The following is a 25,267-nucleotide window of genomic DNA, read 5'->3' on the forward strand; positions in this document are numbered from 1 at the left end:
GAGGTTTCTCTCATCCAGCGTTCACCGGCCAGTCATGCTGGCCCCGTACCTTCATGATTGCGGCGGAACCAGCCGCACCACTCGAGAAGCCCGGAAGGCACCCTTGATGACCCTCACCCGTAACCCTGAACTCAGCCACCTGGCCGAGGCCGACATCCTCGCAGCGGCCGCCGCCGGACGCGGGGAGGCCGTCGCGGTCGTCCATGAAGAGGTCGCGCTCGACCCGCGCCGCCTGCGTCGGGCCAAGAAGGCCTACACGGTGCGTGCGTTTGCCAAGGTGACCCGTGAAGAGGGTACCGAGGGTTACCACCTGGTGCGCGGCGCCGCGGTGGCGCCGAACCCCGGCGACCTGGTGCTCGCCCGCATCGTCGAAATCGGTCACCACAAGCGGCTCGAGGCACACAACTCGCGCCGCCGCCACCTGTTCGTGGGTGACGAGATCGTGGTGGCGTACGGGCACCGCTACGCCCCGGACCAGTTCCTGGCCGAGGTGCCCCCGAACCTGGACGTCACCAACCTGGTCGCCGCCGGCGGCCTGGCCGGCCGGGTCATCGAACAGCATGCCGACACCGATATTGCCACCCAGATCGAGCCCATCGGGCTGATCGCTGACGCCGAGGGCGTGGTCAACCTGCGCCGCCACAGCCCCGCCGCCGTCCGCAGCTGGCAGCAGGCGCTCGAAGAGATCCAGGCGCTGCCGCAGCGGCCACGCATGGTGGTGGTCTTCGGGTCGTCCATGAACTCGGGCAAGACCACCTCGGCCGGATGCCTCGTCAACGGGCTGGGAAATGCCGGGCTCGATGTCGCCGCAGGCAAGGCCACCGGTACCGGTGCGGGCAACGACGCGGGCCTGTTCCGCGACGCGGGGGCCTCGACGGTGCTCGACTTCACCGACTTCGGGTTGGCCTCGACGTTCCAGCTGACGCTGCCCGAGGTCAAGGACACCGTCTTCTCGGTCTTCGCCGAACTCGCGCAGACCGGTGCCGAGGTGGTCGTGGTCGAGATCGCCGACGGCATCTACCAGGGCGAGACAGCCCACCTGGTCCAGGACGACGACTTTCGTGAACTGGTCGACGCCGTGGTGTTCGCGTGTGGTGAGGCCCTGAGCGCGGCCGCCGGCTCGGCGCTGCTCGAGCAGGCGAACCTGCCGCTGCGGGCGATCACGGGCAGGCTCACCAGCTCGCCCCTGATCACCCGCGAAGCGCAGGCCGTGACCACCGCCCCGGTGATCGGCACCTTCGACCTGTGTGTTCCCGAGGTGGCCCGGAGCGTGATCGGGCTGTGAGCCCCCGCGAGGCGGACGACGGCGCGCTGCCCCCGGTCTTCTCGGGCAGCCGCCGCCGTACGCTGGCGCTGCTGGTCGGGGTGGGCGCCGCGCAGGCGGTGCTCACCGTGGCCACGGCACTGCTGACGCCGCGGCTGATGACCTACGGCGACCTGGCCGGTGTGCCGGTGGGCCTGCTGGCCGGGCTCGTGGTGGCGGCGCTGTTGATCGGTCTGGCCAGGGTGGCCGAGCGGATGCTCGCCGAACGCCTGGGCCAGGACTATGTGCGCGAGGTGCGCGGCCTGCTGATCGCCTCGGCGCTCACCCCCGGACGAGGCCCCAACCTCGGCATCACCGTCGCCCGCACCACCAACGACCTGACCGCGCTCAAGAACTGGGTCTCACTCGGGGTGGGCCCCCTGGCCGTCGGCATCCCCCTGATTGGCGGTGTGGTGCTGGCCCTGCTCGTGCTCGTCCCCCTCATGGGACTGGCCGTGCTCGCGGTGCTGCTGGTGTTCGGGCTGCTGCTCGTCGTGCTGGCCGGGCCGGCCCTGAAGCGTGCGCGCCGGTTGCGCAAGGTGCGCGGCACCATGGCCGCCCACATCGCCGACACCGTCAGCGCGGGCCGCTCGATCCGGGTGGCGGGCGGCGTGCGCCGCGAACTGCGGCACGTGGACGAACTCAGCGAGAAGGTCTCGTCGGCGGCGCTCGAGCGCGCGGCCGTTTCAGGGGTGATCAGAGGGTCGGCTGCGTCGTTCGCCGCAGTCATCGGCGTGCTCGTGGTGGTGGTGGGCGTCGCCGGCGGGTCGTCACCGCAGGCGGTCACCGCAGCGATCCTGGTGGCGGGCATGCTGGCCACGCCCGTCAACGACCTGGCGCGGGTGAGCGAGTACCGGCAGAACGAACGGGCTGCCGCCAAGGTGCTCGCGCCCGAACTGGTGCGGGCCCGTCGGGCCGTCGATGACCGTCGGCGCCGCGCGCGTGCACGCGTCCGACAGGCGCACCGGGGCAACCACCCCGGGCTGGCGCGCGGGGCCGTGCACGTGACCGGGCTGCGCGACGGGCACGGCACGATCCCGGGATTGGTGGCGGCGCCGGGGTCGCGGGTGCTGCTGGTCAGCGACCTGACCGAGCGCGTCGAACAGGTGGTCGACCACCTGGTTGGCGACCGGCAGGACTCCCTGGCATGGGTCGAGGTCGCCGGCCGGCACATCGGCGACCTACCCGATGCGGAACGCCGGGCGCTGGTGGGGGTCGCCTCGCGGGCCGGGCTGCTGGGACGCGGCACGATCGCGCGGCTGGTGCGCTACCGGGTGCCTGATTCGTCGGCACCTGCCATGGAACACTTGGCCAGGGTGGGCCTGGACGAGGTCGTGGCGGCCCTGCCCGAGGGTGAACGCACCACCCTTCGGCGCGGCGGTGAGCCGCTCGACCCCGACGGCCGGGCCCGGCTGCAACTGGCCCGGGCGATCGCCGGCAACCCGCCGCTGCTGGTCATCGACCACCTGGACGACCTGCTCGCCCCCGCGGGTCGGTGGATGCTGCGCCAGGTGCTGCGGGACTACCCGGGGGCGGTGGTCATGCGCACCAACGACCCCGAAGAACTGTGCGAGACCTATGACGTGTGGAACCTGGACGACCTGTCCGGGCGGGTGGTCGCCCGGCCGGCCGTGGTGGCAGCACAACTGCCGCGGGCCAGCACCCATGTGAGTGGCAGCGGTGCGCCGGTGTTCGGCGCGACGCCCGAACGGATGGCCGTGGCGGCCGTCGGCAGCGGGACTGCCGACGTGGATGAGGAACTGGAGCTGGACGGATGAGCATGGGTGTGGGCGGTCGCAATGGCCGGACCGGAGCAGGTCGGCTGCGGGTGATGGGCTGGATGCTCATCTCGACCGCAGTCAGCCTGGCCCTGCTGATCGTGGCCGTCGCATTCGTGTTGCGCGCGGGCGTGGACTCGTCCATCAACGAGGCGATGGAACAGGAGGTCGGCGAGATCTCGCGGTTCGCCACGGACGGCATCGACCCCGACACGGGCAAGCCGTTCACGAGCGTCGACCGGTTCTTGCAGGTGTACCTGGACCGGCAGCAGGCCGCGCGGGCCGAGCTGATCGTCGGGTTGGGGCAGCGTGGCTACGAGGTGCAGTCGGTGGGTCAGGACGCCGCGCGGTGGGGTGACCTGCCGCCGGGGGTGCGCGACACGCTGAGTGAGCCCGGGTCGATGGGCACGCGGCGGTTCGGCGAGGCGATGGCGTCCGGGCCGGTGGGCAGGGTGACGTGGGACAACCATGAGGTGCGGGTCGGCAACACGACGGGGCTGATCGTGCTGGTGAGGTTTCATGACCCGCTCGAGGCCGATGTGCAGCGGCAGCTGGTGGTGCTGAGTGCGCTGGCGGTGGCGGCACTGCTCGCGACCGGGGCCGGGGCATGGTTTGTGGCGGGGCGGGTGCTTCGTCCGGTGGCGGAGTTCGAACGCGAGGCGGCCCGGGTGGGTGAGGGTGGTGAGCGGCTTCGGCTGGTCGAGCAGGGCAGCGATGAATACGTGCGGCTGGCGCGGGCGGGCAACCAGATGCTGGAGCGGGCCGATGCTGCGGTGGCCGACCAGCAGCAGTTCTCGGACGACCTGGCCCATGCGTTGCGGACCCCGTTGGCGATTGCCCACGGACGCCTCGAGGACCTGGTGGCGGGCGGTGCTGACGGGGTGGCGGCAGTGCTCGACGAGGTGGTGCGGCTGGAACGGGCCACGTCGTCGCTGGTGTTGCTGAACCGGGCCGGTCGGGCGGATTTCGTGGTGCCTCAGGTGGTGGCCGGCGACGAGGTGTTGCGCGACCTGGTGGTGCGCTGGGCCCATGCCCTGGGTGCGGGGGCGACCGAAAAGGTGGTGCTGGGGCAGGCGGCGGCGGTGCCGCTGCAGGTCGACGTGGGGCTGGTGGAACGGGGGTTCGATGAGCTGGTCTCGAATGCCGTCGAGGCGGTGCGGGGCGGCGGCCGCGTGGTGGTGTCGAGCGTGGTCGAAGATCAGGAGCTTGTGGTCAGGGTGACCGATACGGGTGCGGGCGTGCCGCAGGGTGAGGGTGAGCTGGTCTTCGAGCGGTTCGCGCGCAGCAGCACGGCACCGGACGAGTTGATGGACCCGGGGGCCGGGTCAGGCCTGGGGCTGGCGGTGGCGCGGGTGGTGTTCGAGGCGCACGGGGGTGCGGTGCGGTTGCTGGGTGTTGGGGCTGGGGACGGTGCTGGGGCTGGGGCGGCGCGCGGCGGTGTGGCTGAGGTGCGGCTGCCGCTGGCGGAGGGGTAGTGGTGCGGCGGCGTGGCTGAGGTGCGGCTGCCGCTGGCGGAGGGGTAGTGGTGCGGCGGCGTGGCTGTGGTGCGGCTGCCGCTGGTGGTGGTGCGGCGGTGTGGCTGAGGTGCGGTGCGCCGGTGACCAGAACCCGGCAGGCTTGACTGGGATCACATCATTGGTGTGGCACCCGGGCCGAGCCTGCCGGAATCTGGTCAGAAGGTCAGCACCAGCTTGCCGGTGACCTCGCCGGATGCGAGTCGGGCATGGGCGGCTGCGGCGTCCTCGAAGGCGAAGCGCTCGATCGGGGCGGGTGTGATGGTGCCGTTCTCGACGAGCGGCCATACCGATTCGGCAACGCGGGCGGCGATCGCGGACTTCTGGGCGCTGTCGCGGAAACGCAGGCTGGTGGCGGTGACCAGGCCGCGCTTGTTCAGCAGCCTGCCGATGTTCAGCTCGCCCTTCACCCCACCCTGCATGCCGATGATGACCAGTCGGCCATCGGCGGCGAGCACGTCGATGTTGGGGCCGAGGTATTTGGCGCCCATGATGTCGAGGATCACGTCAGCGCCGTGGTCATCGGTGGCATGGCGAAGCCCGGCCACCCAGTCGCCGTGGTAGTCGAGGGCGATGTCGGCGCCGAGGTCACGGCAGAAGGCGCGCTTGTCGTCGGTGCCCGCAGTGGTGGCGACGCGGCAACCCAGGGCTTTGGCGTACTGGATCGCGAAGGTGCCGATGCCGCCGGCGCCGCCGTGCACCAGGAAGGTTTCGCCGGGGGAGAGCTGCACGAGGTCCATGTTCGAGACCACGGTGGCGGCGACCTCGAGCAGGGTGGCGGCGGTGACGAGGTCGGTTCCCTCGGGCGGGGCGACCAGCTGGCCCGCGGGCGCGACGAAGTATTCGGCGTAGCCACCCCCGGACAGCAGGGCCACCACCTCGTCACTCGGTTGCCATTCGGTGACGCCAGGGCCCACCTGCTCGACGATTCCGGCGGCTTCGAGGCCGATCACATCGGTGGTGTCGGGCGGCGGCGGGTACAGACCCTGCCGTTGCAGCAGGTCGGCGCGGTTGATGCCGGCTGCGACGGTCTTGACCAGCACCTCGCCGGGGCCTGGGATCGGCGTGGGCTGCTGGTCGACGACCAGGGCCTCGGGGCCGGGGCGCAGCGGGCGCCCCAACTCGTCGGTCTGGCCGGGTTCTGGCTGGCGGACGGTGATGGCGCGCATGTGCCCAGCCTGCCATGTGTGCCGCGGTCAGGGGATGGTGGGGTGGGATGCGGCGGGGTTCCGTGTGGTGGGGTTCGGTGTGGTGGGGTTCGGTGTGCTGGGGTTCCGTGTGCTGGGGTTCCGTGCGTTGGGTGGGAGGGTGGCGGGGCGGGCACCGCGGCAGGCGGTGTCCAGATCCGGGCCGTCGCGGGGTGAGAGCACGGGTCAAGGCGCCATCCGGGCCAAGCCAGCCGGGTTCTGGATAGCGCGCGGCCGCGCATGGGCGAAGCAGGTCGAACACCCCGCACGTCGGGATCGAGGAGTCGGAGCCGATCGAGTAGCATGGTCCGGCCGGGCCCAGCCCGGATGGCGAGGTCGCATAGTGGACTAGTGCAGCCGCCTTGAAAGCGGCCGAGGGCAACCTCCGTGGGTTCGAATCCCACCCTCGCCGCGTGAAGACCTACACGCTCAGGCCACGCCTGCCGCTGCGGGCCTTCGTGGTGGCCGCTGCGCTGTCGCTCGTCGGGGCGCTGGTGGCGGTCATGGGCAGCGCCCAGGGTTGGCACGTCGCCGTGTCGATCATCGGGCTGGTGCTGCTCGGCCTCGGGGTGCTGCTGGCGGCAGGGGCATTGCTGTCCCTGCGCACGATGCGCACGCTGGTTGATGTCGACGACGACGGCTACCACATCCACGGACCCGGTGTTGACAAGCACGGTCAATGGTCAGACGTCACCCGCGCGGCCCTGGCTGACGACGGCGCCCGGTTGGTGTTCAGCCATGGCGAGGTGCAGCGCACCCACCTGTGGTCGCCCCTGGGCGCTGCCGACCCCGACTTCAAGGCGCTTGTCGACGATGTGGTGACCAGGCTCGACAAGAGCCGCGGCTACCGCAACATCGTCTGAGGTACCTGGCGCCGGCGGGGCCGCCGACGCCTGAGCCGGGTGAGCACCTCCCTGACCAGCGCGACCACGGCTGCGGGGTCCGCCAGCATCTGCCACGTGACCTGCAGTACGGTCCAGCCGTCCCTGACAAGGGCATTCCTGCGTTCGCGGTCACCCTCGAACTGCTCGCGGTCATGAAACTTGAAGCCGTCGAACTCGACCACCAGCCGTTCGGACAGGAACACCAGGTCGAGGTAGCGCCGACGTCCTGACGCATAGGTCTTGTAGTTGGTGACCCAGCCGGTCAAGCCGTGGTCCCAGAAGGTCTTGTGCAGGCGGCGTTCACCCTGCGACCACGGGCGGGCCCGGCTGTTGCGCACGACGAACCGTCGCACTTTGTTGCCCCACCGCCGCGCGCTGCGCCCCAGGGCCTTGACGAGGTCGCCGGGCTGCAGCCTGGTCTGGCGGAACGCCTCGTCAATCGCCTCGCCATTGTCGTGGCGGGCCAGGTCGAGTGTCGTGCGTGCGGTGCGGGTGATGCGCAGGCCAACGCGTTCGACGATGTCGGCGTCCGGCACGCGAGACCGGTGCAGCCGGAAGCCCCGCGGCGCCGTCTTCTTGCGCGTCGAGTGGAACTCCACGACCTCAACCCGGGCGTCAGGCCAGTAGTCGAGCTTGGCCGCGGCCCGCCCGGCGATGACGGCGTCGGGGTCCCACAACATGATGGCCATGCATTTCGCGCGGAAGTTGTCGGCCAGCCCGGCCAGTGCATAGATGCCCGGCAGCATCCGCACCACCAACCCCCGGGCAGCCAGCCGCGACAGTGTGCGGGCGCTCCCGGGCAGGTCGCGGGCCCGCACGACCCCGGCACGGTGCAGGTGATCCATCACATCAGCAGTCTTCACACCACGGTTATGTGGCCGAATCAGCCGATGTGTCGCTTTTCCACAGCGGGAATCTGCCCGGCAGGGGTTGTCCACAACCATGGCCGCTGACTGGATTCCGGCAGGCGCCGAGTGTATGTGGCTCCACCAGCGCCATCCGGGGCAAGCCTGCCGGGATCTGGACAACGCAGGCCCAGTCATGCCGAAGGGGGTGCCGCGAGGGCCGTACTCCCGGCCGCCAAATACGGCCGAACGCCGCACTGGGTGCTGGTCCAGGCACAGCCCCAGATGGCCAGGTGCCGGGGAGCGCCGCCTACTTCACTGGGTTGTAGGCGCAGGCATCGTTCAGGTCTTCGACCGGTTTCGGTGTCGGGGTACCCGTGCTCGACGGCGTCGCCCCCGGCCGCGTCACCGTCGGTGTGGGCGTCGGCGTCGGAGTAGCAGTCACCGAAGGCGTCGGCGTGGGTGTCACCAAGGGCATCGACGGGGGAGTGGCCCCCAGGTCGGCGATGGCCTGCGAGACCCGGCGCTGCATCATTTCGAAGTCCGGGTCATAGGTCACGTACCCGTTCGACCCGTGCACGAACAGCACCCGCGACAGTTTGCCGTCCTTCACCCGCGAGGCCAGGTCGACAAGGTGCGGCAACATGTCCGAGGGAATGTCGGTGCTCACCGCATTCGACCCCGCCTTCGCGATGGCCTCGTACCGGGTCAGCATCGTCTGCGGGTCGGCCTGGTCGATCACGGCCTTGATCACGCACGACTGCCGGCTCATGCGCGAGAAGTCGGTCGAGGCCGACCGGCTGCGGGCGTACCACATGGCGTAATAGCCCGAAAGATGCTGGTCAGGGCCGGGTTCGATGTAGCCGGTCGGCCGTTTGCCCTCGCTGTTGCCCGCCACCGGGATGCGTTCGTTCACGTTCAGCTTCACCCCGCCCATCGCATCGATGAGCCCCACCAGGCCGTCGATGTTCAGCGCGACGAAGTAGTCGATCTTCAGCCCGAGCGCACCCTGCATGCCGAGCTTGAGCGCATCAGCCCCCGGGTAGTCGGTGTTGGCAAACAGGTCCGGGTGTTCGGCCGGCACGTGCCCCCAGATCGCATTCGCGAAGTACTGCGCGTCGTCGCCCCTGCCGCTGCTGAACCCATTCGGGTAGACCTTCGCAAGCTCCGAGTCGGGCGGGAACGGCGTGTTCGCCATGTTGCGCGGCACCTGGATCAGCACCATGTTGCCGGTCTGGGTGTCGATCGAGGCCACCATCATCGTGTCGGTCGACACGTCCGTGGCGCTGTAGTTGCGCACCGACGACTGGTCGGTGCCGACGAGCAGCAGGTTCAGCCGCGGCTTGTTCTTCCACACCTCGTCCGATGAGGTGTTGGTGTTGATCGTCGGCCGCGTGCCCGATTTCCTGTTGTCGTTCTGCCCGAACACATTCTGGACGAGCCTGGCCTGGTCCCATGAATACCGCGCGGCCACGGCCAGCGGCGTCGAGACCACGAACGTCAACACGGCCACGGCCACTGCACCGGCGACCCGCTGGGTGCCTGTCAACCGGCGCGGACGGGTCAACAGGTGGGTACCCACGATGACCGTCGACCACAGCAGCGCCAGCACCACGAGCGCGACGCACAGCGTCAGCAGGGCCGTCGGCCGCGTGGCGATCTTGGCCGCCTCGAACGGATCGCGCAGCACATAGATGGCGAGCCCCAGCAGCCCCAGCACGTATGCCGAAGCCAACCCGAGCCCCCACGCCCGTCGACGGGTCGGCAACAGGCCGAGGCCGGGCACCACTGCACTCAGCGCCGTCCAGCCGAGCGAGATGGTGAACGGGTGGCGCCGCTGCGGCGTCCCTGCACGTGTCGTCGGGGCGGCGATCGGGTTCACGACCGTCGGTTCAGACTCGAACCGGCCTTGGCTGTCGTCGTTGAAGGCGTCGTGTTCGCCGTCAGGCAAGTCCTCGCCCCCGTCGTCCGGCACGAACCCCCGGCGGGGCTCTGCGGCGCGGCGCGGGGCCGAACCCGGGCGGAAGAAGGCGTCATACCCGTCCTCAAGTGGGCCCTGTGGCTCGTCACCCATGCGCCCTCCTGATCGGCATGTCGGTAGTCGCCACGCGATCGCAGCTTTCCCCATCATACGAACCCGCGCCAACCTCGGCGAGGGCACCTGTTCATCCGTCAACCGCAGCATGAGGGTCTCGCCACGGGCAGCTTTTGCAGGTGCTGTCGCCGTACCGGTAACATGACTGGCTGTTGGTGTCATGGGCCCCGTGGCCGCAGGCGCCATCAGCTATGGGGAGGCGTCGCCTAGTACGGTCCATGGCGCCCGCCTGCTAAGCGGGAGTGGTCACAAGCCACACGCGGGTTCAAATCCCGCCGCCTCCGCGTGAAGAACGCCCGAACCGTTTTTCGGTTCGGGCGTTCTGCTGTTCCCGGGCCCTGCCCGGCTGTCCCGCCTGGCTCAGCCGAGGCTGATGGCGAGCTCGAGCAACTCGTCGTACAGGGCGTGCGGCGTCTTCTCGCCCAGGCTGTCGAGCCACTGCTTGAGGCGGGGCAGCTCGTCCTTCCATTCCTGCGGGGCGAACGCGGTCACCTCGCGCAGCACCTGCGGGTCGAGGTCCAGGCCCTCGGTGTCGAGGTCACCCTCGGCCGGCAGCAGCCCGATCGGGGTTGCCTCAGCGCCGACGTTGCCCTCGATGCGGTCGATGATCCACTTGACCACGCGGCTGTTCTCGCCGAACCCGGGCCACATGAAGTTGCCCTCGCCGTCCCGGCGGAACCAGTTCACGTAGAAGATCTGCGGCAGCTGCGCGCCCTCGACCTTTTCCATGTTCAGCCAGTGGTTCATGTAGTCACCCACGTGGTAGCCGATGAACGGCAGCATCGCCATCGGGTCGCGCCGCAGCACGCCGACCGCGCCGGTCGCCGCCGCGGTCGTCTCGGACGAGCATGTGGCGCCCATGAACACACCGTGCTGCCAGTCACGCGCCTGCATCACCAACGGGATGGTGTTCTCGCGGCGGCCACCGAAGATGATCGCGTCGAGCGGCACACCCTGAGGGTTGTTGAAGTCGGGCGAGACGGTGGGGCTCTGGTCGATCGGGGTGCAGAAGCGGCTGTTCGGGTGCGCCGCCTTCTCGCCCTTGCGGCCGCCTTCGGGGCCGGCTTCGGGGGTCCAGGAGCGGCCCTTCCAGTCGGTCAGGTGGGCGGGCTTCTGCTTGGTCATGCCCTCCCACCAGACGGTGCCCTCATCGGTCAGCGCCACATTGGTGAAGATGTTGTTGCCGGCGTTGATGGTGTCCATGGCGTTCGGGTTGGTCTCGTAACCCGTGCCGGGCGCCACGCCGAAGAACCCGTTCTCGGGGTTGGTGGCGTACAGGCGTCCGTCCTCACCGAATCGCAGCCAGGCGATGTCGTCGCCGATGGTCTCGACCTTCCAGCCCGGGATCGTCGGCTGCAGCATGGCCAGGTTGGTCTTGCCGCAGGCGCTCGGGAACGCCGCGCTGAGGTGGTAGGCCTTGCCCTCGGGTGAGGTGACCTTGATGATCAGCATGTGCTCGGCCATCCAGCCCTCGTCGCGTCCCATCACCGAGGCGATGCGCAGCGAGTAGCACTTCTTGCCCAGCAGCGAGTTGCCGCCGTAGCCCGAGCCGTAGCTCCAGATCATCCGCTCCTCGGGAAAATGGGTGATGTACTTCTCGTCGCTGCACGGCCACGGCACATCCTTGACGCCTTCGGTCAGCGGGAAGCCGACCGAGTGCAGGCAGGGGACGAACTCGGCATCACGCCTGATCATCTCGGCCAGGGCCGCGTCACCCATGCGGGTCATGACCTTCATCGACAGCACGACGTAGGCCGAGTCCGAAATCTCGACGCCGAACTTGGCCTCGGGGGCATCGAGCGGGCCCATGCAGAACGGCATGACGTACATGGTGCGCCCCTGCATCGACCCGTCGTACAGCTTCGTCATGATCTGCTTCATCTCGGCCGGTGCCATCCAGTTGTTGGTGGGGCCGGCGTCGGCCTCGTTGACCGAGCAGATGAAGGTCTGGTCCTCGACGCGGGCGACATCGTCGGGGTCGGTGCGTGCGTAGATCGAGTTGGGCATGAGCTCGTCGTTGAGGCGGACGACGGTGCCGGCGGCGACCAGCTCGTCGACCAGCTGGGCGGCCTCTTCAGCCGAACCGTCGCAGTAGCGGATGGCGGCCGGCTTGGTGAGCGCGGCGACCTCATTGACCCACTCGACGAGGCGGGGCAGGGCGGGGACGTTGCCGAAGATCGGGGCTTCGTGGGTGGACGGGCGGGCGGCGAGGGTGGTCATCTCGGGAACTCCAGAGCACTTCGTTGTGGTTGGGGTGGTTGTGTGTGGGGTGGTTGGTTGGCTGAGCACCAAAGTCTCTTCACGTCGAGACTTCTTGGTTCCACCATAAGCCGGGAATCCGCGGGGGCGGGACGCTGCACCTGCACGCTCGCGGGCTGGATTTGGTGTCCGGGGCAGAGTCGTACTATTCTCTTCTCTTGGCATCAGCCGACCTGCGCTCGTGGCTCAATGGATAGAGCATCTGACTACGGATCAGAAGGTTGGGGGTTCGAGTCCCTCCGAGCGCGCCACCTTTCAGCCCCTGCTGGCCGGGATTCGGGCCGGTGGGAGTGGCTGGAAGGGTTTTCTGTTCCCCCTCCCCGGCGGTGCCGCTGACGGCCTCTTATGCATCGGGTGAGGTGTCCTGTACTCGTCCGAGCCCCGGTGGGGGCAGTGCGTCGGGTGTTGTCAGGATCACACTGAAAAGCACACCGGTTTGTGGGAAGTCTCACAGTGACCCGGGCCGGTCCGAGCCGGGTGATTGACTGGGGCATGACCTTTTCGGCGATGCGCATCGTGGCCGCGCCCGACAGTTTCAAGGAATCCATGACTGCCCGCGTGGCCGCCGAAGCCATCCGTGACGGGGCGCTCGACGCGGGGCTGGGTGCCAGCCAGGTGGTGCTGGTGCCGCTCTCGGACGGGGGCGAGGGGTTGCTCGATGTGCTGGTGGGCGTCGGCGACTTCGACGTGCAGACCATGACCGTGCCGAATGCGCTGGGCGAACCGGTGGTGGCGCGGTGGTTGCTCGAGGGTCGGCGGGCCGTGATCGAGGTGGCGCAGGCGGTGGGGCTGGCAGACATTCCCATGGGGCGACGCGACATCATGGCGTCGGACACGACGGGTGTCGGGGAACTGGTGCTGGCCGCGCTCGATGCGGGCTGCTGCGAGATCGTGCTGGGACTGGGTGGCACAGCGACGAACGACGGCGGCGCCGGCATGCTCGCGGCGCTGGGGGCGAGGTTCGTGGACGAGGCCGGGGCGGCGCTGGGCACGACCCCGGCGGCGTTGCTGGCCGGGGGAGCCGTCGGGATGGACCTGGCGGGGCTTGATGCGCGGCTGGCGCAGGCACGGGTGGTGGTGGCGAGCGATGTGACGGCACCGCTGGTGGGTGCGCTCGGGGCGTCAGCGACATTCGGCCCGCAGAAGGGCGCGACGCCGCAGCAGGTGGCCGAGCTGGATGGGCTGTTGGCCGGGTTGGCTCGGGCTGCGGGTGTGGCGGGTGCTGATGTTGCTGGGCGCCCCGGTGCCGGGGCTGCCGGCGGCCTGGGCTGGGCGCTGATGCTGGTGGGGGCCGACCTGGGGCCGGGCTTCGAGTTGGTGGCGGGGCTGACGGGCCTGGGCGAACTGGTGTCGGGGGCCGACCTGGTGATCACGGGCGAGGGCTCGTTCGACGAGCAATCCCTGCGCGGCAAGGTGGTTCAGGGTGTGGCCGGGTTGTGCCGTGCGGCTGGGGTCGAGTGCCAGGTGTTCGCTGGACGGGTTGACCTGGCTGACGGTGATGCCCTGCGAAAGGCGGGGATCACAGGGGTGACCGGCATCACCCCGGCGGGGCAGCCCTTTGCTGAGGCACTGTCGGCGGGACCGGTGAACCTGCGCCGGGCGGTGGCGGGGTTCCTGCGGCACTGAGGCTCTGCGGTACTGGGGCCCAGGTGCCACCCCTGCCAGCCGCCATGACCAGAAACCGGCAGTCCCGGGCCGGGATCACCGTCAACAAGCGATCTCGGCCCGAGACTGCCGGGAAATGGTCAGCGCCGGTGGGGGCGTCGGGCTGCAGTGCTGCAGACCCGCTCACCCCCGCTCGCCCGTTCAGGCCATCAGGCCGGTTCGACCGGCAGGTGCCGCTGCCACCAGTCGAGGATCGCCTCGAACCGCTGGCGGCGATGCCACGGGGTGCCCGAGCGCGACAGCTCATGGTTCTCGCCCGGGAACACCAACAGCTCGCTCTCGACCCCCTCGGCCCGCAGCAGCGTGTAGTACTGCAGCGCCTGGTGGATGGGGCAGCGCAGGTCAAGTTCGGAATGCAGCACCAGGGTCGGCGTGCGCACCTGGTGCACGTAGGACATGGGGGATTGCCGGTCGGCCTCGGCCCGGTCGTAGCTCGTGTACTCCCGCGGGAAGAACCAGCCGATGTCGCTGGACCCGATGAACGTCCACGAGTCGAGGAACCCACGCTCGACGATCGCCCCCGCCCAGCGATGGTCGCTGGCCGTGATCCAGGCGGTCAGGTAACCGCCGTACGAGCCGCCCATGATGCCGACGCGCTCCCCGTCCAGTCCCGGCAGGGTCGCGAGCGCATGATCCAGGAAGGCCAGCACATCGATGGCGTCAAGATTGCCCATGTCGCCACGAATGGCTCGTCCATGCTCGGTGCCATAGCCCCACGACCCGCGCGGGTTGCACATCACGACGGCGTAACCGGCCTCGACGTAGACCTGCGCCTCGTCGAAAAAGGCCTTGTCATAGGCGGCATACGGTCCGCCGTGGATGTTCAGCAGCACCGGGTGCGGCCCCTCGCCCGCCGGGGTGATCACCCAGCCATGCACCGGGTAGCCGTCGGCCGACGTGGCGGTGACCTCGACGGGCTCGACGATGGTCGTTTCGGACGCCAGCCCCGCCGAGAAATCGGTGAGCACCTGAAGGGCCCCGTCGCGCAACACGGCCACCTCGCCCATCGAGCGGGGGCTGGTGACCGTGGCCACCACCACACCACCCGCACTGTCGGGCTGGCCGACCACCAACTCACCATCGCTCAGCTGGGTCAGCGTGCCCTCGGCGTCGACATGCTGCAGGCGTGCCGTGCCGCGCCAGGTGTCGGCGAACAGCACCCCGCCGTCACGGGCGACCAGGGTGCTGGTGACGGTCAAGTCGCTCAGCCGCTGTGGCTGGGTCGCCCCGCCCAGGTCGACCACCCAGACCCCGGCGTGGTTGCCGACGAAGTCACGCCGCGATTCGCCAAGGTCGCCGGCGGTGAAGAAGACCTGCTCGCCAACCACCTCGAAGCCCGAGATGGCCAGGGCGAGCTCGCCCTCGCCGGTCAGTCGCTGCGGCTCGCCACCGTCGAGGGGCAGGCGCCAGATGTCGTTGGCCAGGTCATCCTCGCGGCCGTCGTGGCGGGCGGCAATGGCCAGCAGGGCGGTGCCGTCGGGGGTGAAGGTGATGCCCGACCAGTCGGTGTGGTCATCGGTGACCCGGTGCGGTGTGGGCACGAGCGGGTTCTGCGGCGCGCCTTCGGTCGGGCTGACGGCGTCGTCGGCGGCCAGCTTGGCAGCGGCCTTCGCGCGTCCCACGGGCTTGGTGGCAGGCTCGGCCTGCAGGTCGGGCACGGCGACGGTGAAGACCTGGGCCGGGCGGTCGCGGAACCAGCCGGTGCCGTTGGCCTGCAGCCGGTTGCCGGTGAAGTCGCGCGGGTCCTCCTTGGCCGGGGGAATGTCGTCGTCATCGCCGTATCGCCCCTTGTCAGGCACACGGGTGACATAGGCGAGCGTGGCCGAATCGGGGCTGAAGGCGAACGATGGCACGCCCAGCTTGGCATCGGTGACCACCTGGGGTTCGCCGCCGGCGGCCTCGACGACGGCCAACTGGGGCGGGTTGCCGGGGGTGGCGCGCAGGAACGCAATCACCGAGCCGTCGGGCGAGACCCGCGGGGCGGTGTCGCGGTGGCCGCGGGTGATGCGCCGCCGCGGGCTGCCGTCGGTGGGTACCCGCCACAACTGGCCGACATACTCGTCAGAGTTGAAGTCGGGACGAGTGGCCGAGACCACGGCCCAGTTGCCATCGGGTGACAGCGAGGGCGCGGACAGGGTCGTGAGCAGGTCAACTTGATCGGGGCGCATGAGTCAGAACATAGCGCCCCTGATCAGGGCTCGATCGCCAGTGGTCTCGTCAGTGTGCCCTTCGCCAGCTTCTTCGCCACGCGCTTGCGGTCACGCTCGCTGGTGCGGCGCACTTTGACGGCCCCGCTCGAATGGCCGCGCAGCACAATGCGGGGCATGCCCTTGTCAGGGCGGGACCAGACGTTGCGCTGCTCCATGGTGGTGCGCTCGGCCTGGAAAGCGGTCGAATCCACACCCCAGCCCTCGGGAACGATGATCGTGGCGGTACCAGCGCTCGCCATCAGCACCAGGTCAATGACCTTCGTGCGGGTGGTGGCCTGGGTGAAATCGAGGCGCGCACCGCCCCAACTCGAGGCGACTTCGAGGAACGGCGGCACGTGCCACGGTCCCTCAATCGTCACCTCGTCGAAGTTGCTGCCGCCCTGCAGCCGCACGGGGTCGTCCCACGTGTAACCCGGCCCCTCGCCAGCGGACGACGCGTCGCCCAGCACGCCATCGAGGTCTTCGACGGGTACGAGGTCGTGCAGCACCTGGGCGAGGTCGCCACGGGTGCGGGCGTTCAGGGCCACCGGCACCCGGGCCTCGAGTTCGTCGAAGGTGATGCGGTCATCGGCGGCGGCATTGCGCAGCACGTCCAGGGCGTGCTCGCGCTCGGTGATTCCGATGCGCAGGTGCCGGTTGTCGCCGCCGTTCGAGGGCTCACTCGTCATGCGGTCAACGTTATCGATGACGAGGCCGGCGGTGTTCAGGCGAGGGGGTTGGTGGCGCGGTGTCCAGAACGCGGCAGGCCTGCCGCGAGGCCGCCAGTAGAGTGGGCCCTGCGGCCGAGCCTGCCGGAAAACGGACGCCGCCCCGCTGTGAGCGGCCGGACGAGGGCCCGATGGGTGCCCCGGTGCTCAACGGGCCAGACGCATCAGGTGCACCTGCGCACGCTCTTCCAGGTGACCCCCGCACGCCGGACACTTGTTGCTGCACGCACCAGCACCCGGAAGGACCCCATGTACATCCCCCGCTTCTTCATCAAGCAGAAGATCGCCCTGACGGTGAACCGCTACGACATCATCGCGGCGAACCCCGATGGTTCGATGGGCGAACTGATCTGCGCCGCCGAGCAGAAGCGCTTCGCGTTCAAAGAGCAGGTCACCTTCTTCGCCGACCCGCAGCGCACCCGCCCGGTGTTCAGCTTCAAGGCCCGCAAGGTGATGGATTTCAACTCCGGCTACGACGTGTTCGACGAGGCCGGCGCGCCCATCGGCTACTTCAAGAAGGACTTCGGAGCCAGCCTCTTCCGCTCGACCTTCCACGTCGAGGGCCCCGGGTTCGCGGGCACAGGCCAGGAACGCAGCCAGCTCGTCGCGCTGCTGATGCGCTTCGGCGACATCCCGTTCCTGCCCATCCACTTCGACTACAACGACTCGAGCGGCGCACCGCTGTTCAGCATCGACCGCCAGGGCAGCGTGCGCGACAAGTACACGGTGGACGTCCGTGACCAGCGCATCGACTTCAGGTTCGCGGCGGCCGTCGGCGTGGGCATGGACGCGCTGCTGCAGCGCTGAACCTGCGGCACCACCCGCCACGCCCTGCCCCTGGACGACGCGTTTGCCCCTGTTTCGAAACAGGGGCAAACGTGTCGTTCAGGGGCGCATCACGGGGGCCGCAGCCCCTCACTTGCGGGTGTAGACCAGCACCCCGTACGGGGCGATGTCGACCGCGGCGCTGGCGGGCATGCCGTCCTGGTCATGACCGTCCGAGGTCACATCAAAGCTCGGCGTGCCGTTGAAGATGTCGGAATAGATCTTCGAGTCAGAGTTGAACTGCAGCGTCCACGCGCCCTCGGCGGGCATGCCGATGCGGTAGCCCGTCCACAGCTTGTTGGCCAGGTTGACCACCACGACGGTGTCGTCATTGGGGCCACCATCCATCCAGCGGTGGAACGCAAAGACCTTGTTGTCGGGGTGGGCGTGCAGCACCTGGGTGTTCTGGCCCATCAGGCCCTTGCTGACCCCGGTCGTGTTCAGGCGCAGCCGGATCAGGTCGCGGTAGTAGCGCACGATGCCGTGGTATTCCTCGTTGAGGTCCCAGTCGAGGGGTACGTCATCACGGAACCAGTCGCCCTCCAGGAACTCCTGCCCCTGGAACAGCATCGGGATGCCGGGTGCGGTCAGCACCAGTGCGGCACCCAGCGTCGACCGCTTCTGCGCGAACCAGTTGCCGTTGTCGTTCGGGTCGATCTCTTCGACCACACGTGCCTTGCCGTTGGCGACCTCGTCGTGCGATTCGGTGTAGATCACCCGCGCGAACGCATCGCCGTAGTCGTACATCACGGCGTCAACGACGGACGGGACCTTGCGGTTCGCGTCGTCGATCTCGGTGATGGCGGCCCTGACGGGGTGCACGAAATGGGTATCCCATTGTGAACTGAAGCCGGCCCCGCCGGCCCCGTCCGAGGTCACCTCGTGCACGCCGTGCAGGTCTTCGGCGATCAGGATCGCATTGGGATGGGCCTTGTGCACCTCGTCGTTGACCCATCGGCTCAGGGTCCAGCCTTCGGGGATCTCGAAGCCCGAACCGTTGACCGAACGCATGTACGGCGTCATGTCATAGCGCAGGCCCTGCACGTGGTACTTGTCCATCCACATGAGGGCGTTGTCGCGAATGAATTGCCGCACCTCGCCTCGTCCATAGTCGGGACGGGTGTCACCCCAGGGGGTCGAGGAACGCCAGTCGTTGTAGAAGTAGATGCCGCCCTTGCCGTTCTCGGACCAGCCGTCGAACTGCCACAGGTCGAGGTCGCTGGGACCGAAGTGGTTGTAGACCACGTCGACGATGACCGAGATGCCACGCTTGTGGGCCTCGCGGACAAGCAGTTTCAGCGCGTCGGGGCCACCGTAGGCCGACTCGACCGCGAAGATGTGGGCGGGGTTGTAGCCCCAGGAGTAGTCGCCGGCGAACTCCATGACGGGCATGAGCTCGATGCAGTTCACGCCGAGCTTGGTGAGGTGGTCGAGGCCCTTGGCCACCGATTCGAGGGTGCCCACACCATCTTCGGCAGCGAAGGTGCCGACGTGCATCTCGTAGATGACGAGGTTGTTGTGGTGCGGGGTCTCGAAGGTGTCGCCCTGCCAGTCGAAGGCGTCATGGTCGAAGATGACGCCGTTGCCGACAGAGTTGGTCACCCGCTGGGCGTAGGGGTCGATCTTCGAGAGCTTCTGCTCACCGTTGGTGATGATGAAGCGGTACTCGTCACCGGCCTTCGCGCCCGCGACGTAGGTGTACCAGAACCCGTTGCCCTCGTTCTCGAGTGGGTGACTGGTCTCATCCCAGTCGTTGAAGGTGCCGTTCACGGCGACGCTGTCGGCGTTCGGCGCCCAGACGCGGAATGCAGTGCCGTTGCCGTCGAGGATCGCTCCCATGCCTGCGAGGTTGGCCATCGATGCTCCTTGGTGTCGAAGCCGCAGACGCCGGCATGGGCGTCCATCGGCGGTTGCAGTGCCCAGTCTGCCGCCTTGGTCGCCCTGCTGCCGGAGTGGTGACCGAAACCCGGCAGGCATTCTTCAGATGGGCGGGTTGAGGCGCCCCTCGGCCCCAGCCCGCCGGTTTCTGGACACCCCACTAGGCTCAGGGCCATGAGCAACGCCGACACGAACCCGTTCAAGCCCGAGCTCTGGGACGAGGTGCCCGGCTTCGACTTCACTGACATCACCTACCACCGGGCCAGGCACGTGCCGGCGGTTCGCGTGGCGATCAACCGGCCCGAGGTGCGCAATGCGTTCCGTCCGCACACGGTTGACGAGCTGTACCGCGCCCTGGACCACGCCCGCATGAGCCCCGACGTCGGTTGCGTGCTCATCACCGGCAATGGGCCCTCGGCCAAGGACGGCGGCTGGGCCTTCTGTTCGGGCGGTGACCAGCGCATTCGGGGCAAATCGGGCTATCAGTACGCCGAGGGTGACACCGCCGAGACCGTCGACGCGCGCCGGGCGGCGGCCGAGGGTGGCCGGCTGCACATCCTTGAGGTGCAGCGGCTGATCAGGTTCATGCCCAAGGTGGTGATTGCCCTTGTCAATGGCTGGGCAGCTGGTGGCGGCCATTCTCTGCACGTGGTCTGTGACATGACGCTGGCCTCGGCCGAGCAGGCCCGGTTCAAGCAGACCGATGCCGACGTCGGCTCGTTCGATGCCGGATTCGGGTCTGCGTACCTGGCTCGTCAGGTCGGGCAGAAGGTGGCCCGCGAAATCTTCTTCCTGGGCGAGACCTATGACGCCCAGCGCGCCTATGAGATGGGCACGGTCAACAAGGTGGTGCCGCATGCCGACCTTGAAGACGTCGGACTCGAGTGGGCGGCCAAGGTCTGCGGCAAGTCGCCGACAGCCCAGCGCATGCTGAAGTTCGCGTTCAACGCGGTCGATGACGGCCTGGTCGGCCAGCAGGTCTTCGCCGGCGAGACCACGCGGCTGGCCTACATGACCGATGAAGCCATCGAGGGGCGCGACTCGTTCCTCGAGAAGCGCGCCCCGGACTGGTCGGCATTTCCGTACTACTACTGAGCGGACGGCTGCTGCTGAGGGCCGCCCAGCCACCGCATTGCCCCAGAACGCAACATTTGCCCTTGTTCCGGAACAAGGGCAAATGTTGCGTTGTAGGGCAATCAGTCCGCGGCGGCCGCCTTCACACCGTCATGCCCATGGCCGCGGCCCGGGCCAACATCTGCGCGGCCTCGTCCTTGCGCGACTGCCGCTCGAGCGTGCGGCCCAGCAGCAGCGCGGCATAACCCTCGGTCGGGTGGTCGGCCAGGATGGCGCGGCAGGTCTCTTCGGCCGGCTTCAGGTGCGCGGCGTGGTAGTGCGCGCGGGCCAGCAGCAGCCGGGCGTCGAGCAGGCCGTGTCGCACATCACCGTCGACGCCAACCTCTGCGATCAGCGCCTGCAGTTCGCGGGCGGCCTCGCGGTACTTCTTCTGCGAGAACAACTGCTCAGCCCAGCGGTAGCGGCCGTAGGGGTTGCCGCTCCAGTCGGGCTTGAACTCGAAGCTCTCGAGGTTGAATCCGGTCAGGTCGGGGGCGTCCATGGGTCCTCCTTCGAGTGGGCGCATCGGTTGTCGCCCGCACAACGCCATACCCTGCCGGGGTATTCCCGTGGACGACTTCAGCCCTGCTCGGCCGTGCCGCCTGCTGAGCTGTCCAGCCCCAGAAAGCGTCGCAGCGGTTCTGCCCCCTCGACCTGGAGCGGATGCGGCGGCCGCACCAACGTGTCGGGGGTGAGCTGGTACATGACCTGGTCAGTGACACTTTCGCGGCCCCGGGCAGCACGATGGGTGCCGAGGCGGCGGTAGCCGGTTTTCTCGCTGACACGCCAGCTCGCGGGGTTGTCGGTGAAGGCGGCTGACGTCACCTCGAGCGCGCCGAGTTCATCGACCAGGAAGGTGCAGAAGGCCTGGCGCATGAGTGTGCCAATGCCTTTGCCCTGGGCGGCCCGGCCAAGCCACGAACCGGTCGACACCGAACGGACGCGTGCGAACTGTTCACCACGGCCCTCCTGCACACCGACGACCTCGCCGTCATGCTCGACCAGCAGGGCAAGGATCCAGGACTTCGCGGTGAACTGGTAGCGCTGGCCCCAGGCCCACCTGGCGTAGTTGATGGCGAGGTACTGCGGGGGAGCGGCGGTCCAGTCGAAGCTGAGTGGGCTGTGCTCTTCATCGGCGTCGTGCAGCCCCCGGCGGGCAACTTCGACGAGCGGCATGATGTCGTCGTCGGTGATGCCGCGCAGCACCAGCGGACCACAGGTGATGCGGACCCCGAACGGCGGGTAGACCTCGGCGAGGTCGAGCGATGCGTGGCGAGTCACTCCGCAAGCCCGTAGAGCCTGTCGCCGGCATCGCCCAGGCCCGGCACGATGTAGCCGACCTCATTGAGGCGCTCGTCAACCGCGGCCACGACCAGGGTGGTGGGCACGTCGAGGTCGTCGACCAGCTTGCGGAAGTTGGCGATGCCCTCGGGTGCGGCCAGCAGGCAGATGCAGGTGATGTGGTCGGCGCCGCGGTCAACGATGAACTTCACCGTGCCGCCCAGCGACCCGCCGGTGGCGAGCATGGGGTCGAGCACATAGCACTGGCGGCCGGTGAGGTCATGGGGCAGCCGCTCGGCATAGGTCACCGGCTGCAGCGTCTCTTCGTTGCGGGCCATGCCGACGAAGCCGACCTCGGCGGTCGGGATCAGCCGCATGAACCCTTCGAGCATGCCGAGTCCCGCGCGCAGGATCGGCACGACAAGGGGCTTCGGCTTCGACAGCCTGGTGCCGATGGTCGGGGCGACGGGGGTCTCGAGCGGCCACGGCTCGGTGCGCACCTCGCGGGTGCCCTCATAGGCAAGCAGTGTCATCAGCTCATCGACGAGCTGGCGGAACGTGGTGCTCGGGGTGTCCTTGCAGCGCAGCAGGGACAGCTTCTGGGCCACGAGGGGGTGATCGACGACGCGCAATTCCACGGGGCACACTCTGCCACAGGCGGGCGGTGGTGCACATGAGGGCGGTGACCAATTCCCGGCCGGCTCGGGCGGGATGGCGGGTTCGAGAGGACATTCCGGCCAAGCCCGCCGGGATCTGGACAAATGAGGGCGAGGAGTGGCTGGCGGGCCTCATCCGGATCCAGCAGGAGACCAGGGGCGCCCCGGTGCCGGCTCACGCAGCGTGGGTTGGCTCCGCGCTGGGGGCGGCCGAGTCGCCGCACATCCGGGGGCCGTGGGGGGGACAGTGAGTGAAAAGACGTGTTCCGGGACGTCTTTTCGCTCACTGTCGCCGAGAGCTTGTGGTGAGGGGCGGTGGGCCGAGCCGCGTCTGGCCCGGTGTCCGGTACCCGGCGGACTCGGGTGGGATGGCGGGTTCAAGCGGCCATTGCGGCCAAGCTCGCCGGGATTTGGACACCACGTGCGATCACCCAGCCGACGAACCCCCTAACCCGGGGGCGCACATGCGGTCCGGCATGGCAGGATGGACCCTGTTGGCCGCCTTGAAGGAGGACGTGATGACCGGCGAAGACGTCGAACACCTGGATGCCCGCGAGGCCAGGGGTGAGCACGACCACCTGATTGATGAGGACATCGTCGCGTTCGATGATGTTGACGACGACTTTGATGAGGACGACGTCGACTCGGATGACGCAGAGGATGACGACGACTCGGACGACGATGATGATGACGACTCGGACGACGACGATGACGACTCGGACGACGACTCCGAAGACGACGAAGACGACGAAGACGACGACTTCATCGAGGACGCCACCGAAGAGGACATCGACCTGGTCGTCGCGGCCTACCGTGAAGACGGCGAGCCCATCGTGCAGTCGCTCAACCATGAACTGGCCAACGATCTGGACGAGCTGATCAACCAGTTGCGTCGCCTGCCCGGTGACACCGGGGCCATCGGCGCCGTCTCAATCGCCGGCGACTTCTTCGTGCTGGTGCGGGTGCGCGGGCACAACGTTGGGGTGCTGCTCAGCGACTCCGTGGCCGCGCAGGACTGGCCCATCGCCCGTGACGTCGCCGACTTCCTCGGCGTCGACCCGCCTGAGGACGATGACGATTCCGAAGCCCTGGGTGACCTGGACATCTTCGCCGATCTGGGCATCAGCGAGATGGACATGGAATCACTGGCCGACGAGACCGACGAGGTTGACGCCGACGAGGCGGTCGCCGAACTCTTCGACCGGCTGAAGTTCGGGGTGCAATTCAAGCGTGCCCTGGCCACCGACCGGAGCATCCGCTGACCGCGGACCATCCGCTCACGGCGCACCCCCAGGGCCAGCCCGTCACCCGTTGGCACGCACCCATGCAGGCGGCGATGGATGCTGCCCGCATTGCCCCCCAGCACGGTGACGTGCCCATCGGCTGTGTGGTGCTCGACCCCACCGGCACCCCGCTGGCCAGCGCCTGCAACGAGCGCGAGCTGACCGGTGACCCCACCGCGCACGCCGAAGTGCTCGCGCTGCGCCGCGCCGCCGACAAGCTCGGCAGCTGGCGCCTCGAGGGATGCACGCTCGTGGTCACCCTGGAACCCTGCACCATGTGCGCTGGCGCCATCGTGCTGAGCCGCGTCGAGCGGCTCGTGTTCGGCGCCTTCGATGACAAGGCCGGTGCGGTCAGTTCGCTGTGGGATGTCGTGCGCGACCCGAGGCTGAACCACCGGGTCGACGTCGTCGCCGGCATCCGGGCCGAGGAGTCGGCCCAGCTGTTGCGCGACTTCTTCGCCGGCCACCGCTGATATCCCCCGTCACCCTGACCCCTGCCCGACAGGCACAACTGGTCACCTGAACAGACATGCAAAGGGCCCCGGTCTCCCGGGGCCCCGCTGGCGGTGACGGAGGGATTTGAACCCTCGGTGGCTTGCACCACACTCGCTTTCGAGGCGAGCTCTTTCGGCCGCTCAGACACGTCACCGCCGATTAGGCTATCGAATCCGCAAGCTGCCCCGCAAATCGAGCAGCGCCACCAACCAGCTCAGCTCGGCGTCGCGCCAGGGGTCGTCCGTGCACTGGGGGTCGGGGTCTCGCTCGGCGGCAGCAGGCAGGGGTTGTCCTTGACCTCGATCTGCCACGGCGACGGCGTCTTGGTGTAGCCCGCGAACTTCGAGCCGACCATGATGTCGATGACGCCGTCGGTGACGCCGTCCTCTTTGATGGTCGCGCCCACCAGCTGTGCCGCCACCAACTTCACGGCTGGGTCGTCCTTGCTGACGCCGACGACGACGGTGCCCTCGACCTTCTCTTCGGTGTTGTCGACGATCTCGACGATGAATCCACGCGCCTTCATGGTGCGCGACACGTTCGCGGCCAGTCCCTGGGTGGTGCTGCCGTTGTAGATGTTGACCGTCACCCGCGAGCTGGGCAGCACCGAGCCGACCGACTGGGGCGTGCACGAGGCCACCGGGGCCGGCGGCACTGCGGCGGTCAGGTTGCGGTAGCCCCAGCGTGCGCCGAAATAGAGGATCGCCAACAGCACCAGCAGCGTCACCGGCGTCGCCAGTGCGCGCGCGACGCGTTTCCACTCCAGTTGCTGCGAACCCTCTGCCACGTGCTTCTGCTTTCGTCCGGTCAGTTCAATTCGAGCACGCGGGCGTGCATGGTCTGGCGCTGCTGCAGCGCGGCGCGCAGTGCCCGGTGCAGGCCGTCCTCGAGGTAGAGCTCGCCTCGATAGGCCACGACGTGGGCGAACAGGTCGCCATAGAACGTGGAATCATCCTCAAGCAGCGCCTCGAGGTCGAGCGTGCGCTTGGTGGTCACCAGCTCGTCCAGTCGCACCTGGTGTGGCGCAATGGCAGCCCACTGCTTCTGCACATACCCGTGGTCGGGGTAGGGACGCGTATCGCCGACTCGCTTGAAGATCACCCTGCGAGCTTACCCAACACGGTGCGCGCCGTGCGGCACCGCCAAGCCGTCCGTTGCCAAGGTGTGATCGAACGACGGTGTGATCGAATGCCACGCCGTGATCGAATGCCGCGCCGTGATCGAAACCCGGACGCGGGTCGCGCCTGCATGCCGTCCCCCGATGTGCCCACCCCGGCGTCGTGATGTGC

General features: G+C 68.6%; 21 protein-coding genes and 4 tRNA genes. 12 read left to right on the plus strand and 13 right to left on the minus strand.

The genetic code is table 11. The annotated features are described in order from the left end of the window. Window positions 1-106: 106 nt before the first annotated feature. Genes ACQCX5_RS06560 through ACQCX5_RS06570 form a run of 3 tightly spaced genes read left to right on the plus strand, consistent with a single transcriptional unit; the run spans window position 107 to window position 4,556 of the window. Window positions 107-1,285, plus strand: a complete 1,179-nt coding sequence (locus ACQCX5_RS06560) for a hypothetical protein (protein ID WP_434541210.1) — start codon at window positions 107-109, stop codon at window positions 1,283-1,285. After that, a complete protein-coding gene (locus ACQCX5_RS06565) occupies window positions 1,282-3,081 on the plus strand; it encodes an ABC transporter transmembrane domain-containing protein (RefSeq protein WP_434541211.1) in 1,800 nt (599 codons plus the stop codon). The genes ACQCX5_RS06560 and ACQCX5_RS06565 overlap by 4 nt, the downstream gene beginning before the upstream one ends. Continuing rightward, on the plus strand, window positions 3,078-4,556 hold the full coding sequence (locus ACQCX5_RS06570; RefSeq protein ID WP_434541212.1) for a HAMP domain-containing sensor histidine kinase: 1,479 nt from the start codon (window positions 3,078-3,080) through the stop codon (window positions 4,554-4,556). The genes ACQCX5_RS06565 and ACQCX5_RS06570 overlap by 4 nt, the downstream gene beginning before the upstream one ends. A 197-nt stretch (window positions 4,557-4,753) precedes the next feature. Here the strand turns inward: ACQCX5_RS06570 and ACQCX5_RS06575 are convergent, their stop codons facing one another. Further along, complete coding sequence (locus ACQCX5_RS06575) at window positions 4,754-5,764, minus strand: NAD(P)H-quinone oxidoreductase (RefSeq protein WP_434541213.1); 1,011 nt, start codon at window positions 5,762-5,764, stop codon at window positions 4,754-4,756. A 347-nt stretch (window positions 5,765-6,111) separates the two neighbouring features. Here ACQCX5_RS06575 and ACQCX5_RS06580 point away from each other — a divergent pair. Both ACQCX5_RS06580 and ACQCX5_RS06585 read left to right on the plus strand, forming a co-directional pair. Continuing rightward, a tRNA-Ser gene (locus tag ACQCX5_RS06580) sits at window positions 6,112-6,194 on the plus strand. Between the two features lies 1 nt (window position 6,195). Beyond that, complete coding sequence (locus ACQCX5_RS06585) at window positions 6,196-6,645, plus strand: hypothetical protein (RefSeq protein WP_434541214.1); 450 nt, start codon at window positions 6,196-6,198, stop codon at window positions 6,643-6,645. Here ACQCX5_RS06585 and ACQCX5_RS06590 read toward each other — a convergent pair. Both ACQCX5_RS06590 and ACQCX5_RS06595 read right to left on the minus strand, forming a co-directional pair. Then, complete coding sequence (locus tag ACQCX5_RS06590; protein WP_434541215.1) at window positions 6,627-7,511, minus strand: DUF559 domain-containing protein; 885 nt, start codon at window positions 7,509-7,511, stop codon at window positions 6,627-6,629. The two genes, ACQCX5_RS06585 and ACQCX5_RS06590, sit on opposite strands and share 19 nt — an antisense overlap. A 310-nt stretch (window positions 7,512-7,821) precedes the next feature. Further along, window positions 7,822-9,585 carry an LCP family glycopolymer transferase gene (locus ACQCX5_RS06595; protein WP_434541216.1) on the minus strand — a complete coding sequence of 588 codons (1,764 nt, stop codon included), beginning with the start codon at window positions 9,583-9,585 and terminating at the stop codon, window positions 7,822-7,824. A gap of 216 nt (window positions 9,586-9,801) precedes the next feature. On the opposite strand from ACQCX5_RS06595, the gene ACQCX5_RS06600 reads away from it, so the two are divergent. Continuing rightward, window positions 9,802-9,890: transfer RNA gene (locus ACQCX5_RS06600), tRNA-Ser, on the plus strand. 76 nt (window positions 9,891-9,966) lie between these two features. Here the strand turns inward: ACQCX5_RS06600 and ACQCX5_RS06605 are convergent. Further along, a complete protein-coding gene (locus ACQCX5_RS06605; RefSeq protein ID WP_434541217.1) occupies window positions 9,967-11,826 on the minus strand; it encodes a phosphoenolpyruvate carboxykinase (GTP) in 1,860 nt (619 codons plus the stop codon). 214 nt (window positions 11,827-12,040) lie between these two features. Here ACQCX5_RS06605 and ACQCX5_RS06610 point away from each other — a divergent pair. After that, window positions 12,041-12,116 (plus strand) — tRNA-Arg (locus ACQCX5_RS06610). Between the two features lie 241 nt (window positions 12,117-12,357). Further along, window positions 12,358-13,491, plus strand: coding sequence for a glycerate kinase family protein (locus ACQCX5_RS06615; protein ID WP_434541218.1), 1,134 nt, complete (start codon window positions 12,358-12,360; stop codon window positions 13,489-13,491). 188 nt (window positions 13,492-13,679) lie between these two features. Here the strand turns inward: ACQCX5_RS06615 and ACQCX5_RS06620 are convergent, their stop codons facing one another. Beyond that, entirely contained in the window at window positions 13,680-15,698 is a 2,019-nt protein-coding gene (locus ACQCX5_RS06620; protein WP_434541219.1) for a S9 family peptidase, read from the minus strand. A 23-nt stretch (window positions 15,699-15,721) separates the two neighbouring features. After that, entirely contained in the window at window positions 15,722-16,408 is a 687-nt protein-coding gene (locus tag ACQCX5_RS06625; RefSeq protein WP_434541220.1) for a DUF1707 SHOCT-like domain-containing protein, read from the minus strand. A 288-nt stretch (window positions 16,409-16,696) separates the two neighbouring features. On the opposite strand from ACQCX5_RS06625, the gene ACQCX5_RS06630 reads away from it, so the two are divergent. Next, complete coding sequence (locus ACQCX5_RS06630; RefSeq protein WP_434541221.1) at window positions 16,697-17,254, plus strand: hypothetical protein; 558 nt, start codon at window positions 16,697-16,699, stop codon at window positions 17,252-17,254. 108 nt (window positions 17,255-17,362) lie between these two features. On the opposite strand, the gene ACQCX5_RS06635 is transcribed toward ACQCX5_RS06630, so the two are convergent. Beyond that, complete coding sequence (locus ACQCX5_RS06635) at window positions 17,363-19,129, minus strand: alpha-amylase family glycosyl hydrolase (RefSeq protein WP_434541222.1); 1,767 nt, start codon at window positions 19,127-19,129, stop codon at window positions 17,363-17,365. A 195-nt stretch (window positions 19,130-19,324) separates the two neighbouring features. Here ACQCX5_RS06635 and ACQCX5_RS06640 point away from each other — a divergent pair, with 195 nt between their 5' ends. Then, on the plus strand, window positions 19,325-20,245 hold the full coding sequence (locus ACQCX5_RS06640) for a 1,4-dihydroxy-2-naphthoyl-CoA synthase (protein WP_434541223.1): 921 nt from the start codon (window positions 19,325-19,327) through the stop codon (window positions 20,243-20,245). Window positions 20,246-20,366: 121 nt separating this feature from the next. Here the strand turns inward: ACQCX5_RS06640 and ACQCX5_RS06645 are convergent, their stop codons facing one another. From ACQCX5_RS06645 to upp, 3 genes are all read right to left on the minus strand, one after another. Then, window positions 20,367-20,765, minus strand: coding sequence for a hypothetical protein (locus tag ACQCX5_RS06645; RefSeq protein ID WP_434541224.1), 399 nt, complete (start codon window positions 20,763-20,765; stop codon window positions 20,367-20,369). A gap of 77 nt (window positions 20,766-20,842) precedes the next feature. Further along, complete coding sequence (locus ACQCX5_RS06650) at window positions 20,843-21,544, minus strand: GNAT family N-acetyltransferase (RefSeq protein ID WP_434541225.1); 702 nt, start codon at window positions 21,542-21,544, stop codon at window positions 20,843-20,845. Further along, window positions 21,541-22,182, minus strand: coding sequence for a uracil phosphoribosyltransferase (gene upp / locus ACQCX5_RS06655; protein WP_434541226.1), 642 nt, complete (start codon window positions 22,180-22,182; stop codon window positions 21,541-21,543). The genes ACQCX5_RS06650 and upp overlap by 4 nt, the downstream gene beginning before the upstream one ends. A 494-nt stretch (window positions 22,183-22,676) precedes the next feature. Between upp and ACQCX5_RS06660 the strand changes: the two genes are divergently transcribed. Together ACQCX5_RS06660 and ACQCX5_RS06665 are read left to right on the plus strand one after the other, a co-directional pair. After that, window positions 22,677-23,462 (plus strand): tRNA adenosine deaminase-associated protein, encoded by a 786-nt coding sequence (locus tag ACQCX5_RS06660; RefSeq protein ID WP_434541227.1) that lies wholly within the window; start codon window positions 22,677-22,679, stop codon window positions 23,460-23,462. A 62-nt stretch (window positions 23,463-23,524) separates the two neighbouring features. Beyond that, window positions 23,525-23,956 (plus strand): nucleoside deaminase, encoded by a 432-nt coding sequence (locus tag ACQCX5_RS06665; protein WP_434541228.1) that lies wholly within the window; start codon window positions 23,525-23,527, stop codon window positions 23,954-23,956. A gap of 88 nt (window positions 23,957-24,044) precedes the next feature. Here the strand turns inward: ACQCX5_RS06665 and ACQCX5_RS06670 are convergent. The 3 genes from ACQCX5_RS06670 to ACQCX5_RS06680 form a co-directional block, all read right to left on the minus strand. Next, window positions 24,045-24,132, minus strand: a tRNA-Ser gene (locus ACQCX5_RS06670). Between the two features lie 60 nt (window positions 24,133-24,192). After that, a complete protein-coding gene (locus tag ACQCX5_RS06675) occupies window positions 24,193-24,765 on the minus strand; it encodes a LytR C-terminal domain-containing protein (RefSeq protein ID WP_434541229.1) in 573 nt (190 codons plus the stop codon). Between the two features lie 20 nt (window positions 24,766-24,785). Further along, window positions 24,786-25,079 carry a type II toxin-antitoxin system VapB family antitoxin gene (locus ACQCX5_RS06680; RefSeq protein WP_434541230.1) on the minus strand — a complete coding sequence of 98 codons (294 nt, stop codon included), beginning with the start codon at window positions 25,077-25,079 and terminating at the stop codon, window positions 24,786-24,788. Window positions 25,080-25,267 lie beyond the last annotated feature (188 nt).

This window comes from Aestuariimicrobium sp. G57 (assembly GCF_050110855.1).
Classification (GTDB): Bacteria; Actinomycetota; Actinomycetes; order Propionibacteriales; family Propionibacteriaceae; genus Aestuariimicrobium.